General features: G+C 46.7%; 16 protein-coding genes. 1 reads left to right on the forward strand and 15 read right to left on the reverse strand.

Annotation, left to right across the window (positions count from 1 at the left end; translation table 11 throughout):
• Positions 1-513 precede the first annotated feature (513 nt).
• Genes VFT49_01945 through VFT49_01955 form a run of 3 tightly spaced genes read right to left on the reverse strand, consistent with a single transcriptional unit; the run spans position 514 to position 2,776 of the window.
• The gene (locus tag VFT49_01945; GenBank protein ID HEU5004827.1) at positions 514-1,068 is read right to left on the reverse strand and encodes a hypothetical protein; all 555 of its coding nucleotides are present in this window, start codon (positions 1,066-1,068) and stop codon (positions 514-516) included.
• A gap of 35 nt (positions 1,069-1,103) precedes the next feature.
• Entirely contained in the window at positions 1,104-1,850 is a 747-nt protein-coding gene (locus VFT49_01950; GenBank protein ID HEU5004828.1) for an ABC transporter permease, read from the reverse strand.
• Positions 1,850-2,776 carry an ATP-binding cassette domain-containing protein gene (locus VFT49_01955; protein HEU5004829.1) on the reverse strand — a complete coding sequence of 309 codons (927 nt, stop codon included), beginning with the start codon at positions 2,774-2,776 and terminating at the stop codon, positions 1,850-1,852. The genes VFT49_01950 and VFT49_01955 overlap by 1 nt, the downstream gene beginning before the upstream one ends.
• Before the next feature lie 67 nt (positions 2,777-2,843).
• Between VFT49_01955 and VFT49_01960 the strand changes: the two genes are divergently transcribed.
• The gene (locus VFT49_01960; protein HEU5004830.1) at positions 2,844-3,269 is read left to right on the forward strand and encodes a cupredoxin family copper-binding protein; all 426 of its coding nucleotides are present in this window, start codon (positions 2,844-2,846) and stop codon (positions 3,267-3,269) included.
• A gap of 154 nt (positions 3,270-3,423) precedes the next feature.
• Here VFT49_01960 and VFT49_01965 read toward each other — a convergent pair whose 3' ends face one another.
• The 12 genes from VFT49_01965 to VFT49_02020 form a co-directional block, all read right to left on the reverse strand.
• Positions 3,424-3,582 carry a DUF6496 domain-containing protein gene (locus VFT49_01965; protein HEU5004831.1) on the reverse strand — a complete coding sequence of 53 codons (159 nt, stop codon included), beginning with the start codon at positions 3,580-3,582 and terminating at the stop codon, positions 3,424-3,426.
• Between the two features lie 76 nt (positions 3,583-3,658).
• The gene (locus VFT49_01970; GenBank protein ID HEU5004832.1) at positions 3,659-4,459 is read right to left on the reverse strand and encodes a hypothetical protein; all 801 of its coding nucleotides are present in this window, start codon (positions 4,457-4,459) and stop codon (positions 3,659-3,661) included.
• Positions 4,460-4,518: 59 nt separating this feature from the next.
• Positions 4,519-5,703 carry a UDP-N-acetylglucosamine--N-acetylmuramyl-(pentapeptide) pyrophosphoryl-undecaprenol N-acetylglucosamine transferase gene (locus tag VFT49_01975; protein ID HEU5004833.1) on the reverse strand — a complete coding sequence of 395 codons (1,185 nt, stop codon included), beginning with the start codon at positions 5,701-5,703 and terminating at the stop codon, positions 4,519-4,521.
• Positions 5,618-6,877 carry a putative peptidoglycan glycosyltransferase FtsW gene (locus VFT49_01980; GenBank protein HEU5004834.1) on the reverse strand — a complete coding sequence of 420 codons (1,260 nt, stop codon included), beginning with the start codon at positions 6,875-6,877 and terminating at the stop codon, positions 5,618-5,620. Before VFT49_01980 ends, VFT49_01975 begins: the two co-directional genes overlap by 86 nt.
• 2 nt (positions 6,878-6,879) lie before the next feature.
• Complete coding sequence (gene mraY / locus VFT49_01985; GenBank protein HEU5004835.1) at positions 6,880-7,917, reverse strand: phospho-N-acetylmuramoyl-pentapeptide-transferase; 1,038 nt, start codon at positions 7,915-7,917, stop codon at positions 6,880-6,882.
• Positions 7,918-7,958: 41 nt separating this feature from the next.
• Positions 7,959-9,746 (reverse strand): penicillin-binding protein 2, encoded by a 1,788-nt coding sequence (locus tag VFT49_01990; GenBank protein HEU5004836.1) that lies wholly within the window; start codon positions 9,744-9,746, stop codon positions 7,959-7,961.
• A 5-nt stretch (positions 9,747-9,751) separates the two neighbouring features.
• Complete coding sequence (locus VFT49_01995; protein ID HEU5004837.1) at positions 9,752-10,102, reverse strand: hypothetical protein; 351 nt, start codon at positions 10,100-10,102, stop codon at positions 9,752-9,754.
• Positions 10,103-10,281: 179 nt separating this feature from the next.
• Positions 10,282-11,178, reverse strand: a complete 897-nt coding sequence (gene rsmH, locus VFT49_02000) for a 16S rRNA (cytosine(1402)-N(4))-methyltransferase RsmH (protein HEU5004838.1) — start codon at positions 11,176-11,178, stop codon at positions 10,282-10,284.
• A 531-nt stretch (positions 11,179-11,709) separates the two neighbouring features.
• Positions 11,710-12,066, reverse strand: a complete 357-nt coding sequence (locus tag VFT49_02005) for a hypothetical protein (protein HEU5004839.1) — start codon at positions 12,064-12,066, stop codon at positions 11,710-11,712.
• A 579-nt stretch (positions 12,067-12,645) separates the two neighbouring features.
• Positions 12,646-13,917 carry a glycoside hydrolase family 1 protein gene (locus VFT49_02010; GenBank protein ID HEU5004840.1) on the reverse strand — a complete coding sequence of 424 codons (1,272 nt, stop codon included), beginning with the start codon at positions 13,915-13,917 and terminating at the stop codon, positions 12,646-12,648.
• A 160-nt stretch (positions 13,918-14,077) separates the two neighbouring features.
• Positions 14,078-14,854 (reverse strand): aldo/keto reductase, encoded by a 777-nt coding sequence (locus tag VFT49_02015; protein ID HEU5004841.1) that lies wholly within the window; start codon positions 14,852-14,854, stop codon positions 14,078-14,080.
• 45 nt (positions 14,855-14,899) lie between these two features.
• Positions 14,900-15,631 carry a hypothetical protein gene (locus VFT49_02020; protein HEU5004842.1) on the reverse strand — a complete coding sequence of 244 codons (732 nt, stop codon included), beginning with the start codon at positions 15,629-15,631 and terminating at the stop codon, positions 14,900-14,902.
• Between the last annotated feature and the right edge of the window lie 23 nt (positions 15,632-15,654).

Genomic DNA, 15,654 nt, shown 5'->3' on the forward strand with positions numbered 1-15,654 from the left:
CAGCGAAAAACCATAAGCAATAAATAAATTTAAAAAGATTTCGAAAAATAGAGCGGCCGGAAGCAGTAGAGTAGCATAAAGTCAGAGATAAACAGAATGTCGCACAATGTATATTTTGCGACTCTATATATCTTATGTGGAGATGATGAACTATACCCCGAATAACAGGGGTGTTTTTAATAAATGGCTAATAATTAGATTATTTACCGCTCTTTTATATAATCGTACCGCATTATATTTATACGTTGGTCTACAGACAAACCCGCCATCTATTATCGATAGTCATGTTGTGACCCTGGCCAAAGTTATCCACAGTAAGTACATTGTTTGACTTTTGTGTTATTTCGTATTGTTTTTATATATTTTCCCTTTTTCCCTGATTTATTGCTCTATTTGACTTTATGTGAAAAAGACAGCCTTGCTCCCCACCAGTCGATCATTAGCATTAAAGATGAGATTAAACAAAATACGAACACGAGAGAGAAGAGATAGTGATCATAATCACACTTTTAACTATTTAGTGACTAGCTCGTGAAACGGCCGGCGCTTAGAGGTGGAAGTTAACCTGAGCACCTCCCAACTCACCAACTCAATCCCCCGCCCCTTAGGAAATAGCTCTGACGCCAGCTCCAGCGACCGTGCATCAAAAGGAACACCGAGGCGAACGCTAGCGTGCGGATAATAAAACATGGCATTGGAGCTGAGCCCAAAGCCGCCGCCCCTCAGGTGCGCCAGCAAACTGATGTGTTCGCGCCCTAACACCGATGACATGGCCATGACTATGGCGCTGGTAATTTTATAGGGCCCGCCTGTTAAATTCGATAAATAACTTACGCGAACGTGCGCCTCGGGTTTGATCAAACGGTTAAGAGCCGGAGTTATGGCTCTTAGAATTTCTTCGTCGCTCATAGTCACGCTCGGATGTATGCCTTGCAGCAGAGTTACGTGCGGCGGGTCGTCTCTATAAGGCGAAGCCGGCATTAATTGCCTGACGCGCTCTAAATCCCTGCTTGCTTGCTCGTCAAGATGCAGTATCACAGAAAATTCATCATGTTTTTGTATTTGCATAGTGTTTATATTTTACAACAAAGGGCTCTGTTGGCCTAGTTGGCGTCTCGACGCAAGAACAAACTCCAGCCAATCAGCCATCCCACTACCAAGTAGAGACTAAACACTAGCGCCCCCTTCCCTGGTGAAAGCGAGCCACCTTTGATAGTCTGTTCGCTGAATACCTGACTCAAAGAAGTGAACGGCAAATAGACGGCGTTGCTTTTTAGCAATAGTCCAAGTAATTGTTCTATGGCACCCGGAACAATAAACAACGAAGCGATAGCCCCTACTTGATTACGCGCCAAGGTAGCAATCAACAAAGCGGCCATGCTATAGCCCCAGCCATAAAACAGGCTACGCCAGGCTAAATCACCGTAATGTAGCACCTGATGAGCCGGAGTATGGCCGGCAGCATGCACTCCTAGATAAGTCATTACTGGCGACAAGACAGCTAAGAAAGCCGTCACAACCAACGCATACGTGCTGATAGCTAGTACTTTAGCCAGCAGAACCTTGCTGCGGCTACTGCTGTTGGTCAAAGTATACATAATAGTGTTGTAACGATACTCGTGAGTCATCAACAAGATGGCAATAAGGGCGCCAAAAATTGCTACACTTGTCACGGCTCCTGACACCGCAGTAGAAAGCATGTCTGGCTTATTGTAGTCAGCTGCCGTCAATCGAAAGCCTTGAATATAGAAAGCAAACAAAATTACTAGAGCTATTGAGATACCCGTTAGAATATAAGTCGAACGGACACTGAGGAGTTTTTTGAATTCTGAGCGTAGGGCTGTTTTCATTATTTAACCCCCTTGTGCGAGGTATATTCTTCAGAACCTTCTGTTAATTCTAAGAAGGCTTCTTCAAGTGAGGCTTCGCGCTTTGATAACTCTAGAACAGTTAAGCCCGCACCAAATGCCAGTTTACCGACTTCGTCAGTTTTAACTCCGGAGACACTAAAGCCGCCGGCAGTTTTTTCATAGTCAAACTTCTTATTACGCAGCAATTCCTCTAGCTTGGAGGAGTTAGTAGATCTAACAAAAATACCAGTATGCGAACTACCGGCGATTATTTTCTCTACAGATCCGCTGGCTATTAGTTTGCCCTTGCCAATTACAACTACGTTATCGGCCATTTGTGACATTTCGCTAAGCAAATGAGACGACACAAAAACGGCGTTGCCGTCTTTGGCATAATCTTTTATGAACTGACGCAGCCAAGCTACGCCTTCGGGGTCGAGACCGTTGGCTGGCTCGTCCAAAATCAGGTACTTAGGCTTGCCCAGCAAGGCCGCGGCAATACCCAAGCGCTGGCTCATGCCAAGGCTAAATTTGCCAGGAGATTTTTTGCCAACATCGGAAAGACCGACGATATCTAAGACTTCGTCAACACGGCTGTAAGGAATGTTGCCGGCGGCAGCTAAAACCTTGAGGTGGTTTACGGGCGTACGCGTAGGATGAAAGGCCTTAGCCTCCAAGAGAATGCCAACTACTTTAGAAGGCTGCTCGTATTCGTTAAGCTTTTTTCCGTCATAAGTGACGCTGCCGTTGCCATAATCTAGACCGAGCATCAGACGCATGGTTGTTGATTTACCAGCGCCGTTAGGTCCTAAAAAGCCAGTAACTTTACCCGGTTCAACGTTAAAAGACAGGTTGTCGACCGCTAATTTTTTATCACGAAAATTTCGGCTGCGGTATGATTTGGTTAAACCATTAGCTTTAATCACTAGATCAGTATAGCATTAAATATTTTCGAGTCTATAATTAGCAGTAAGTAACATAAGGAGGGTCATTATGCGTAATCGAGTTTTAGTTCTACTGCTTACAGTAATAGTTATCGCGGTGGCGGCATGGGCGATCTTTGGTTCTGGAGGCAACAAAGACAATAATGGTTCGAATACAAATTCCTCCACGTCCTCTCAAACAAATAACTCAAATAACAATTCCAGCAGCACGCCAGTTGCGACCAACAAAGTTAGTATTGCGAACATGGCCTTCAGTCCGGCTGATATTACCGTCAAAAAAGGCACTACGGTGACATGGACCAATAACGACTCCATTGAGCACACCGTAACCGAAAATGATGGCAAGAACGGGCCGAGCGCTCCACCGCTAGCTAGTGGTAAAAGCTACTCTTTTACCTTTAACGAAACGGGCACCTTTAACTATCACTGCTCGATTCACCCCGAAATGACCGGATCTGTTACCGTCACCGATTAGGTCCCTTGCTCAAATAACCTAGTAGGCGCCCCTTAGGTTTTAAGGGGCGCCACTCTGTCAATTTCGGAGTTCTCCTTGCTCATAGGCAATGCCTCCTTAATTGCAATCCTAGTATCCCGCAACTAACGCTGCCTCTCTGTGAGAATTCCCGCGTTTAATCATCCTTAGACGGTGGAACTTTGCCGCCTTCGCGTCGGGCTTTAGACAAGCCGACCGCTACCGCTTGTTTTTTGTTTTTATACCTGCCCTGATGCTTATGCTCGTGCATCGCTTGTTCTACTTCGTCTTGAGCCTTTTTGCCATACTTCGCCATTAAAAATCCCCCCTTTGCTAAATAAACAATGTAGAAGATCTAACCGTCTACACGCTGTTAGATTATTAACTTTAAGCTACTTGTAAAAAACTTTTCCTGCCACTCGAACATCAAGATACTGGGCGGGGTCCTGATGTTCGGCAGCAAATTGGTGTCTAGCGGCCAAGAATTGCCCGCTTTGCAGCGTGGCGTTGCCACCGATATAGAATTTTACAAGATAATTTTTATCAGAAGTTTTGAGGTCTAATTCTTGGGCAGCCGCCGGCAGAACGAGCGACTTTATAGGCACCTTTGCCCTCTGGCACTGTGCTACCACCTGAGCGATAAAATCCACTTCGCTGGCGCTAACAGCCGCCTGGCCAAGCTTGGCACGGTAGCCACTCTGATCGTCTATCAGCGGCAACGACTTAGCGGAAGACAAAGACGCGGCATTTGCTACCAGCACGCCATCCGAAGACAGAACGTAGGTTTGGCTTTGATTCCTATATAAGAACTTGGGGGTAGCGATGGTCAAATGGATAATTGGCTTTTGGCCAATTATGGGCAACTCTACATCAGCCGAGGATATCTCGGGGAATTCTTTCTTGAGGTCGCTCACCAAACTAGTCTCGTCAAAACTAAGCTTGGTGCGGTCTTTGATACTTTTTAACTTAACGGCTGCCGCTGACTGATAAGCCGATGCTGGTCGATAAATGCTGCTGCTGACAATAACTTTAGGATCAGGTTTAACAATCAAGCTGTAAACAAAGCAAAAAACAATCACTAAAACAAAAAGCCAGTCAAAGTACTGGGCAAACCTTTTGTGCCAAGAGATCTTTGGTACCTTGCTAACAAACGGGCTGCTGTCTTTTGGTGTGCCACGGTAGTACTTGGTCATTGATGAGCGTTGAGCGCGCGCTTTTATCCGGGTCCTACCGTTACCACCCTCGTGCATAGCTACACTTTGCCTTTTTTGGCAACATTTGCAATAACGACAGCTAAATCTTTAGCGGCGTTTGGCTTGGCCAGTTTTGCTAAATTCTTGGCGAGTTGAAAGCGACGGTGGTCGTCACTTAAAAGTTCATTTATGACCGCCAGGAGCTCGTCTGGTTCGGTTTCTTCTGGCAGAACAACGGCCGCATCGTGTGCCGATAGCTCCTCGGCGTTTTTTAGTTGGTGCCCGCCAGTCAAGAATGGGCTCGGTATGATTATGCAGGCTTTATTGAAGAGCGCGTATTCAGCCAATGATGTTGCCCCCGCTCTACTGAATATAAGATCGGCTGCCGCTTGATATTTGTAAAAGTCTGAAGAAAAGCCAAATACTTTTACCCTTTTGAGTTCTGTCGGGTCTAGCAGATCTTCGTAAGCCTTTTTAACAGCTTGTTCATGGGCAGACCCGCTGAAGTGGATAATATGCAGCGCCAAATTACTCTTCATTAAGTGCGGCGCAACTAGGGTAGTAAGATCATTAAGTTTCTTTGAGCCGTTGCCTCCGCCCGCCACCAACAGAACTTGGCTGGCAGCCGGCAATTTTATGGCCGTTTTAAATTTAGCTAAGCTAGTTGCACCTACCGATTTAATGTCGGGCGAAGATACAGGTACGCCCACGTATTTAATTTTATTTTTGGGGTAGTGATAGTATCTTGCCGGCATACCGGTGGCATTAACCACCGCCCACCTGCCAACAATTCGGTTAGCTAGCCCCGGGACGCTATCAGAATCATGGGTCACAATTGGGATTCTTAGAAGCTTAGCAGCAATTCCTACCGGCACCACTACGAATCCGCCTTTGCTAAAAACAACATCCGGGTGGACTTTACGCAGAATTTTTATGGCCGAGCCGATGCTCGCAATAACCTTGAAAAAATCACGTATATTCAGGACTATTGTTCGCCAATCGAGCAAATGAGACAACAAGCTCTCGCTGTGGTAGCGACGAAACTTGCCACTATCAATAAAGCTCATAAAATCAAAATCGGCTGAGCTAGTTTGCAAGCTGTCGAATCTATCGCCCTTATGGCCAATGTAGACAATCTCGCAATTAGAGTCGAGCTGTTTAAGTTCGTGGGCGAGTGACAATAGCGGAGTTATATGCCCGCCCGATCCGCCGCCCGTCAATACTATTACCTGCGATTTTTTCATTACTACCTTGCGGTTCGGTTACTCTGTAACTAGTATACCGTGAAATCTGAAAAATCAGTCCCAGAGCCCCTGTTAGAAATATTAGACTGGTACCACCCTGGCTAACAAGCGGCAACGTTATGCCTTTTAGTGGCAGTAGGCCCGTCATAGCTCCGACATTGATTATCATCTGTACCGATAACCAGGCCATAACGCCAATGGTAATAAGTCGACTGAACTGGTCTGTGGTGCGCTCGGCAATGTATTTAAAACGAGTTATGAAAGCTCCATAAATTACCAGCAAAACTACAGTGCCAATGAAGCCAAACTTCTCAGCGATGATAGCGAAAATTGAGTCGTTCGAGGCTTCTGGCAAATAACCGTAAGCTTGCACGCTATAACCCAACCCGAGCCCAAATAAACCACCCGAGCCCACCGAAATTAGAGCCTGGCACTCTTGATAGCCAGTGCTCTGGCAATTCGTTTCGGGGTGCAAATAGGTAGCGAGCCTTTCCCGACGATAGGCGCTTGAAGAAATGGCTAATACAAGAAGAATAACTATCAAGCCGCCAATCATCGCGATTCGTTTCAGCGGCACCCCAACGCTAAAGGCCATAGCCGCCATCATAGCCAGCATGACCCCAGTCGACCCAAGATCGCTCTGGAATTTGGCTACTACAAGACCCAGACCCAGTAGCAAGAATAGTAACGGCTTAAACGTTGCATTGAAATCACCCAGTTTTCCTGCCCGCCATTGAGTAGTCAAAAAACTAGCCATCCATACTAAAAGCGCTACCTTTATGAGCTCGGCAACCTGGAACGAAAAGCTACCTAGTCTAATCCATCGATGTGCCGGATAGGCAGCATTTATGGGGGTAACCATTACGATCAGGCAGCCGATAATTGCCGCAATGGCTAACGGCTTAGCCGACCTACGCCAAATCTCAACAGGTATGTGCGCCGCCAAGGCAAAGGTAGCCGCGCCCAAGCCTACGGCTATTAATTGTTTGGTTATGAAGTAGTTCTGACTAATGTGCTGGCTAACAGCCAACGCCGGACTGATTGAATAAACGACCACCAATCCGATCACCATTAATAAGGCGCTTAAAATCAAAATCCAATAGTCGGGCTTGTGTCGCCTGGAGCCTTCGCCCGCTTGCGACCTGATGGCGCTTCGTCGGGGCCGACCGTCCACCGTTACCTGCTCCCAAGAATATAAACTATAATGCCAGCGAACGCCGCTATCTGGCCGAGTACCCAGAAGCGCATGGTAATTTTAGTTTCTGGCCAACCGATTGCTTCAAAGTGATGATGTATAGGACTAGACAGAAAAACTTTTTTGCCGTTCCTAAATTTTTTGCTGGTTATATTAATAACTACCGAACCGGTTTCGATTACAAACACGATTCCAATAATCGGCAGGAGTAAAACCGTGTTGGTTAGCATGGCCACCACACCAAGCGCAGTGCCTAACGCGAACGAACCAACATCACCCATAAAGAATCTAGCCGGATAAATATTGAACCACGTGTAGCTAAGTAGGCCGCCGACAATCGTCATACAAAAACCAGAGACTGCGTACTTGCCTTCTAGCAAGGCAATTATGGCGTAGGCGCCAAAAGCAATCGCACTCAACCCGCCGGCTAGCCCATCCAGACCGTCGGTAATATTTACGGCATTGGCAGTCGAATAAAGTACCAGCATAAACAGAGGAATAACCCAAATACCAATATGCAAAGCGTGCCAGAAAGGTATATCAATGCTGGTCACACCCAGCTTGGAATAAAACCACCAACCGGCTACCAAGGCTATCAAAAGTAAAAATAGAGACTTAACTTTGGCTCGCATTCCGGCAATACCGCCGCCGATACTGTGAATATTGATGACGTCGTCGACTAGACCAATAAGCCCCGCTCCTGCCATTGCGGCTAAAGGCAGCCATGTGCCATCACGGCTCAAGTTATCTACCACTGTTACGACTATAGTAGCAACGACAAAAATAACACCAGCCATAGTTGGAATGTTGCGCTGATGTTTGGCGGCATGTAATTTTTGGTAAACAGTAGCCTTCTCTCCTGTCATGGTTGTGGTTCTAGCTTTTTTCCACCATTGCCCGCGAAAGGCCGCTGTCGTATAAAGCGGAGTAAGAATCATGCTAACAAGAAAGCCCAGAAAGCCGTATATGAAAATCTGCTCAATATTATGCGAGTTAACGACGAAGTTGAAATTGGTCATGTCTGTTTTCCTTAAAGGCTCCTTAGATTATAGCATTAGCACTAACTTTTTGGCGTAACATTAAAGTCGTTTATCAACATGTGCGCCAGATCCGCAAATACTGGCTGGCCGCCATACGAACCAGCATAGCCAGGGACATTAGGTTCAATGTTGTAAACCACTATGACGTACTGCGGCTTATCGCCGCCAACAAAGCCGGCGTAGGTGCCATTATACCTATTGGCATAGTAGCCGCCGTTCGGGTTGGCGATTTGAGCAGTGCCGGTTTTGCCGCCTACGCTATACTGCGCCGGGAAGTTAAGATAAGTAAATCCGCCCGGGTTGTAGTGCTGATCAACCACATACTCCATCAAACTCTGCATCTCTTGACTAACTTCAGGCTTTACCACGTTTCGTTTAACGACCGTGGGTTTTTGGGTCGTGACTTTACCGTTAGCAGACACCGTCTCATCGACCAGATGCGGTTTATAATAAGTGCCGCCGTTTAACGTGCTAGATAGAGCCGCTGCCATTTGTATAGCTGTAATGGTTACGCCCTGCCCGAAGGCGGTGTTAGCATATTTAAGATCAGGCGCGTAACCGGCGTTTGGCCCCGGAACATAGCCGGCTGATTCGTAACCTTGTTCAACATTAGTCTGCTTGCCTAACTGGAAATGATTTACCATGTAGTCATACCAACGATTACGGCCCTGACTATCAAGCTGGCCACCGCCCATTTGCATTAGCTCCCAAGTAGCGCCGGTGTTTAGCGAAAGATTCAAAATGTCACCAATGCTTTTAGTGCCGGCACCGCCGTCTTCTTCAATGTCGGTGATATTGAAACCATCAACCATCCAATGTGCCGGATCGTAAAAAGTCGTGGTGGGCTTAATTACACCCTGGTCAAGCGCCGCCGCCGTAGTCAGGTTCTTCATAGTTGAGCCCGGCTCGATAGCATTATCAACAGCCGCATTTAAAAACAGTGATGAATCGCTCACGTCTTGGTATTTTGACGGATCATACGTTGGATAGTTAGCCATGGCTTTAATCTCGCCGCTGTTAGGATCGATAATCACGGCACTCAAGCCCTTGGACTTGGTCTTTTTATAGTCGTTAGCCAATATTTTTTCCATTTGGGCCTGCATACCGACGTCAATCGTCAGTACTACGTTGTCGCCATTTTTTGGATCAACCTGAATGTTGTCTTTGCTGGCTGCCAATGGCACACCGCTGGCGTCTGTTATGGCCTTGAGCTCTCCGGGCGTGCCGGCCAGTTCTTTATTTAGAGCCTGTTCTACGCCGTAACTTCCCTGCCCGCTATCATTGACGAAGCCTAGTAGTTGCGAGGCCAGACTGCCCTGAGGATATGTTCGATAGTCTTGCCCCTGCGTACCTACGCCCGACAACTTCAAGGCCGCTATTTGTTTGCTCTCGTCTTCGCTGATCTTTTTAGCCAAGATCACGTATCTGGTATTTTTGGTTTTCATAAGTTTCTCGTAGCTACTGACGTCACCATGAGTAACAGCCGCCACCTTAACAGCATCCTGGGCAGGGTTTTTTATGAATGTTGGGTCTGCGTAGAGCGTGTAGAGCTTTTGGTTAAGTACCAATGGGACGATATTGCCCTGCTCGTGGGCCTCTATGATCCCCCGCTCTGGCGCAATTGAATATTGTTTGAGTTGATCGTTTAGCGCCGCCGCTTGGTAATGATCATGCTTAATAACTTGAAGGTAAAATAGCCTGCCAACGATAACTACGATTATAAGAATCAAAAAGCCGTACCATACTAACAGGCGGCGGTTGGCGCTTGGGTTGCGCTGGGCGAGAGTTTTTGGCGGGCGATCGTCCATTAAATCTATTGAGAAATCGAGCCGACCGGAGTTGTAGAGACCAAATTCTTGGCAACACTGCTATCGGCAACGCGCTGCAAACTTTGTGAACGGGCAGCTGTAACCTCGAGGTTTGATTTCTGATCCATGAGCTGGCTTTGCTGCTCCTCGAGACTGTTGATAGTATAGCCGTAACTGTTTGTTTTAGTCACTTGTGTTAGATACAACAAGCCGATCAAACAGGCTAAAACTATCAAAATAATAGTGTTGCTAACCGGACCCAAACTTTTAGCCGAGTCTAAGAAGCTAACTGAATTCTGGTTGCGCCTAGCATAAGAGCGGCGCTGACTCATGGCCACAGATGAAGAATATGTCATATTTTTGTTTTTCTTGGAGGCAGCGTCAGCGAAACGTGGATTGCATACAAACCGACGCTGCTTTACTCCCGTCGTCCGGGATCTAAGAGTTTAAGCTAAAACTCTTACGCGGACTTTGTATGCTCGGGAAGTACTCTGTACCTTAATTGGCATCGAGTTCCTTCTTCCTTTCTTTGTTTTTATTTTGCTACGGCTCGCAGTTTAGCACTGCGGGCTCGCGGATTTAAACGAATTTCAGGGTCGGCGGCGGTAATAGGTTTTTTGGTAAGCAACTTTAGTTCAGCGTCAAATCGGTCGCCGGCATGCTCGGCAAAATACTGCTTAACTATTCGATCCTCCAGGCTGTGAAAGCTGATGATTGCTAGCCGCCCACCCGGGGCCAGCAGACGTGCCATCAGCGACAGACTGTCAGATAATTGGTTAAGCTCATCGTTCACGGCAATCCTTAGTGCCTGGAAGGTCCTGGTAGCCGGATTGACTCTGGATCTTGCCGCCCAAGGGCCGTAAGCTTTTGCCACTACGTTTGATAACGCAGTCGTGTCCTCTATTGGCCGGTTTTCGGTTATGCGCCTGGCAATCACTCTTGCTTTTGGCTCTTCTCCGTATTCTTCTAAGATGCGGATGAGTTCTTGCTCGCTAGCTGTATTGACTAGCTCGGCGGCGGTTAAGTCCTGGCTTTGGTCCATTCGCATGTCCAAAGGCCCGGAATTTCCGAACGAAAACCCTCGTGAGGCTATATCAAGGTGCGGTGAGCTAATGCCCAAATCAGCCAACACCATGGAAAAGTGCTTCCCCTGCTCGACCAAATCTTCGCAAGCCCGCTTAAAATCACTGTGGATTATCTGGGCTTTCTCGAATTTAGTTTTAAGCGTAGATATGGCCAGTTCGTCCCGGTCGACTAGATAGGCTTTCTCGGGTGATTTGGTTTTATCTATGATGAGTTCGGCATGTCCACCGTAGCCGGCTGTTAAATCCAAGTAGCTTTCCCCAGCCCGCGGTCGCAGGCATTCTAAAACTTCTTGAACTAGAACCGGCCGATGAATCAACTCCCCATTTTGTTGTTGATTTTTTGGCATTTGCCACTTTTGTTTTTGTTTTGGTGATTTTTGTTTTTGTATAGAACCAGCTATTTTGGCGATTCTACTTTGCTAACAAGGTCTTGGTTATCTCCCGGGGCTTCGCGCCCTGGTCGATTAGCCAACTTCTTAGCTTCGCTAACAAGGTCACCTAATCAGCAGTCAACGTTTTGTTTTTGTGTGTAAGTTTTTGTTTTTGTACGAACGCTTACTAAGTGAGGGAAGTAAGCTCTGAGGTGAAGCTTAAGACGCGAATTTTTGCTCTTATTTCTAAGAGTCTCTTATCTTGGGCTTCGAAGTTCTTTTTTAGAGAGACTTTTGTGAGGTGGAGTTTTGGGAGGTGTTACAAATAGAGTTAAATGTACGAGGGACTTTTTTAACGGTGTTTCCCCGGAGTCTCACCGGTTGACTGCCGATTAGCTAACCTCTAGCCCCACAAAATAAGATTTTGCGGGAACCCCGAATTTCTTCGAGATCATAATCGGTTTATCTGCTTAGATCTAGTTTGTTAAATAACGACTGTTTACTTACCTACACTTTGGCCATTAGACGCCAGTAACGTCCGGCCCGCACTGCTACTAACTCCCGGCTAATCCCGGCATAGTCTAATAAGTGCTGTTCGATAGTGATTCGACCCTGTTTGGCGTCGATTTCACTCTCTACCTTACCCATCCTGAACTGTACGTTAAGGTCGGCCACCCGCTCATCAAGGATACTTCCCTGCAAACCAGGCTCGACCAGCTCGTCCCATACAGCCTTGGGGTAAAGGTGTAGGTAATTCTGGAACCCTCTGGTAATGACTACGCCGCTTTTAAACTCATCGCGAAGCTCGGCTGGAATTGTCAGCCTTCGCTTGTCGTCAAGCTTTCTTTCGAAGTAGTCTCCCATGGTTTCCTTCTTTTTAGTTACTAGTGGTTTTTGTTTTTTGGTGAGATAAGCTATTTTGGCTTACCCACTTCTACCCACTGACAACAGTTTATAACCCACTCTTACCCACTGCAAGTACTTTTTCAAAGAAAAAATGGCGATTTCTCGCCACTTTTCCACAAAATTCCTGAGATTAACCTAAATGCACAATATATAGTGTTTTGCTACTTCTCGTGTCCGCTATTAGTTAAGGTAGGCATTGAGTGAGTATGTTCACGGATCGACTGATCAGCCGCCCTACCAATAAGCTCAACTGCTCCGGCAGCGACCAGTAAGATGCCTGCCCCTGCAGCTACGCGCCTTAGCTTATTGCTTGCTCCCCCGGTCTCTACCCGACGACGCTTTAAAGCATCGACTCTGTCGTTGAATTCTAATTGAGAATTCATCCGCGAATCTATTGATGCTAGATCAACTGAGCGTTCATAAGCTGGCCTTAATTCGCTTGGTAGTCGTTTTGTCATTTTGGTTTCCCGTTTAAGAAATTTTTGTTTTTGTCAGTCTTAAATAGAACTCTAGCATAAAATGCCAAAATGGTCAAGCTTACTGAGGAGATGTGAGCTTAACAATACGCTCGGCGAACCACTTGGCGCTGGGTCGAATTGTGCGCTTCATGTCGTGCTCTCTGTCGACCTCGATCAAACCAAACTTTGGCCACCAGCCAGTGGCCCATTCAAAATTATCCAATAAGCTCCAGTGTAAATAGCCGGCTATCTTAACACCCTCGCTGTGCGCCCTCTCCATAGCTACGATTGTCTCTTCTATCCACCAGCGACGATATTCGTCGGCGGCGTCGGCCACACCGTTTTCGGATATTAATATTGGTTTGTTGTAATGACTCCAAGCTCGCAGCATTAACGGGTACAAGCCTTCTGGCTCCATGTACCAGCCAAGATCATTAAGCGGTGCCTTAGGGTTATTCTTTCTAAATAAACCGTCGTAATAATCGGTAAAGTAGTAGTTTATGCCGACAAAGTCCTGGCAGCGTCTGATGCGATTCAGGAACCACCAGTTCCAGAAATAGCGCATCACCTTAGTAGACAGCTCGTCACTAAAATCATGAGGATCCCTAGCTTGAATATTACCCAGCTGGGCGGCCACGCCAACCTGTAATTCTGGTTTTATGTTTTTAAGAATTCTGTATGCCTTGCGATGTGCCCAGGCAAGATTATAAAAGACTCTGAACATAGCTACCGGGCTTTTTTGCTGCGGCGGCCATAAGCCCAGTTGATAGCTAAAACTGGCATAGACGTTGGGTTCGTTGATGGTGATCACATACTTTAAGTGGTGAGCATACTCGCTGCCAACCCTCTGGACAAAGCGCTCAAAGTATTTAATATTTTCTCTCTTGGCAAAACCGCCCTTATCGGCAAACCAAACCGGCATGGTCCAGTGCCAAATATTCATAATGGGCTCGATCTTGCGTTTGCGCATCTCTTCTATGTAATTACGGTAGTGCTCTATGGCCTGCTCGTCCCAAACGCCTTCTTCGGGTTCCAGCCTGGACCACTCAATACCAAAACGCAAGGCGTTAAGGTTAAGTTTTTTGGCCAAATCGAAATCTTCTTTATACCGGTTGAAGTGATCGACGCCCTTGCCGCTAATGTAGTTGCCAGGACTCTCTGCTTGTTTTTTGATCTTTTCCCAGTTGGGCAACCAGCCTAAGGTTTTATGGGCGTTTTTAGCTAACCGCTCGGCATGAGTTTTTTCCCAGATAGTCCATTGATTCTGCGTGCCACCCTCTACTTGGTGGCTGGCCGTACTGGCGCCCCACATAAATGTTTTTGGGAATTCTGCCTTAGTATCTTCGGGCATACTAGCGGCTAAAGCCTTATGAGGACAAACCTACGGTTTTTCCTCATCGCGCCGGGCGCGGAATAAATCCGCCGCTCGGGCTGCTCTTTTTCCCTTATTTTAGACTTAATCATAAGCCTATTGTAGCAAACAGCTTAATCCAGAAAGATAGCGAGCTTTTTTAGTTACTTAGATTGTTGATTTGCTGCATATCTTTATCGGATAGTTCAAAGTCAAAAATCTGGATATTTTCTTTGATGCGTCTGGGTGTTTCTGACTTGGGCAGCGGCACCGTGCCTTGTTGAGTTGCCCAGCGAAGCATAATTTGAGCCGGAGACTTATGGTATATATCGGCGATTTTACTTAGCGTTGGGTGATTGACTCCGCCCCTGGCTAGCGGGCTATAGGCTTCAACCACAATTCCCTGCTGTTTGCAAAAGTCCAAAACTGGCCTTTGCTGTTCATATATAAAAGGGTGAAGTTCTATTTGATTAACCGCGGGCGTCAGCTTGGAATTTTTTAGAATTTCTTCCAGATGCTTCACTCCGAAATTAGATACGCCAACCGCCCTTGCCCTACCCGATCCATAGATTTCGCTCAAAGCCCGCCAGGAATCCAGGCGTTTTTTGGAGTCTCGGCCCGGCCAATGGATAAGGTATAAATCAATGAAGTCCAGCGCCAGCCGGTCAAGGCTTTGGTCGAAAGCATCAAGCGCAGTCCCGTAGCCCTGATCGCCGTTCCAAAGCTTGGTAGTTACGAATAGTTCATCGCGCGGTATGTCGCTGCCATCAATCGCCCTGCCAACACCCTTCTCATTATCGTAAATCTTAGCGGTATCAATTAGCCGATAGCCCAGATCGATGGCCCGGCTGACGGCATCAATCACCGCCTCGCCGTCTTCTATTTGCCACGTGCCAAACCCAATGTCCGGTATTTGTGTGCCTGTGTTTAATTTCATCTTTTTAATATTAAGCGAGGGAGCTTGGGGTTGGCTGTTGGATTTCTAACCAAGGAGTATCGGATGTACGCCTAATCGGGCGAAACTCTTTTTAATTAATCTAATATCCTTAGGTGTTATAGATTGAGAAAATTGTCTATGGATACTGTCCGAATAATAAGGAGTGTGCTCGTCGCTGTCTCCTATCCCGTATGTGACAGAATCAGATGACCATACGCAGTCGTGGTCTTCGTCCAATAGTTCAAAGCAAGCTTCTACTTGCATGTCGGAAAAGTCAAAAGGATTGAAGTAATACCTTCTTGTCTCCCAGGCAACCGCTCCGTCCCAAATCCCTATTTGCACGTCGGGTTCATCGTCGTCTTCCTCATCGAAGTCCACTTCGTCGGGCTGGGGTTTGGCTTGATCTTTCTCTGCCATGGATCTTATACGCTCTTCGACTTCTCGGTTTCTGGCCTCTACTATCTGTTCGGTTAAGTCGTTCCGTGCTCGACTAACGGTCATATCTATAAAAACAGCAAAATCTTCCGGGTCGTCGGACGTATCGTCTTGTGACTTGCCGATTCTAAACTCATAGAACATGTCGCCAAGCCTCAAAGACCATGTTTGCAAATCGAATGGCGGTTGAGCTACTTGCAGAAAATCCGTGCCACCGCAAAGGTAATCAACTACTGGCATTACGGTGCATTCTTGAAAATCGATGACTTCTTCTTCAGAAAGACATCGTTCTCCGAGGTCGTCGTACCATTCGTCCCTTGACTCCCGAAAATTATATTCCATAAGAAATAGCTTGGTACTATCTG

This window comes from Candidatus Saccharimonadales bacterium, from assembly GCA_035758565.1.
In the GTDB taxonomy this organism is placed as follows: Bacteria; Patescibacteriota; Saccharimonadia; order Saccharimonadales; family UBA10212; genus DASTXL01.

Bases quoted from the DNA above. Each gene is read 5' to 3' on its own strand.
- VFT49_02005 (HEU5004839.1), bottom strand. From the start codon at position 12,066: ATGGGAGACTACTTCGAAAGAAAGCTTGACGACAAGCGAAGGCTGACA.
- VFT49_01945 (HEU5004827.1), bottom strand. From the start codon at position 1,068: ATGCAAATACAAAAACATGATGAATTTTCTGTGATACTGCATCTTGAC.
- VFT49_01975 (HEU5004833.1), bottom strand. From the start codon at position 5,703: ATGAAAAAATCGCAGGTAATAGTATTGACGGGCGGCGGATCGGGCGGG.
- VFT49_01965 (HEU5004831.1), bottom strand. From the start codon at position 3,582: ATGGCGAAGTATGGCAAAAAGGCTCAAGACGAAGTAGAACAAGCGATG.
- rsmH (HEU5004838.1), bottom strand. From the start codon at position 11,178: ATGCCAAAAAATCAACAACAAAATGGGGAGTTGATTCATCGGCCGGTT.
- mraY (HEU5004835.1), bottom strand. From the start codon at position 7,917: ATGACCAATTTCAACTTCGTCGTTAACTCGCATAATATTGAGCAGATT.
- VFT49_02010 (HEU5004840.1), bottom strand. From the start codon at position 13,917: ATGCCCGAAGATACTAAGGCAGAATTCCCAAAAACATTTATGTGGGGC.
- VFT49_01960 (HEU5004830.1), top strand. From the start codon at position 2,844: ATGCGTAATCGAGTTTTAGTTCTACTGCTTACAGTAATAGTTATCGCG.
- VFT49_01970 (HEU5004832.1), bottom strand. From the start codon at position 4,459: ATGACCAAGTACTACCGTGGCACACCAAAAGACAGCAGCCCGTTTGTT.
- VFT49_01950 (HEU5004828.1), bottom strand. From the start codon at position 1,850: ATGAAAACAGCCCTACGCTCAGAATTCAAAAAACTCCTCAGTGTCCGT.
- VFT49_02020 (HEU5004842.1), bottom strand. From the start codon at position 15,631: ATGGAATATAATTTTCGGGAGTCAAGGGACGAATGGTACGACGACCTC.
- VFT49_02015 (HEU5004841.1), bottom strand. From the start codon at position 14,854: ATGAAATTAAACACAGGCACACAAATACCGGACATTGGGTTTGGCACG.
- VFT49_01990 (HEU5004836.1), bottom strand. From the start codon at position 9,746: ATGGACGATCGCCCGCCAAAAACTCTCGCCCAGCGCAACCCAAGCGCC.
- VFT49_01995 (HEU5004837.1), bottom strand. From the start codon at position 10,102: ATGACATATTCTTCATCTGTGGCCATGAGTCAGCGCCGCTCTTATGCT.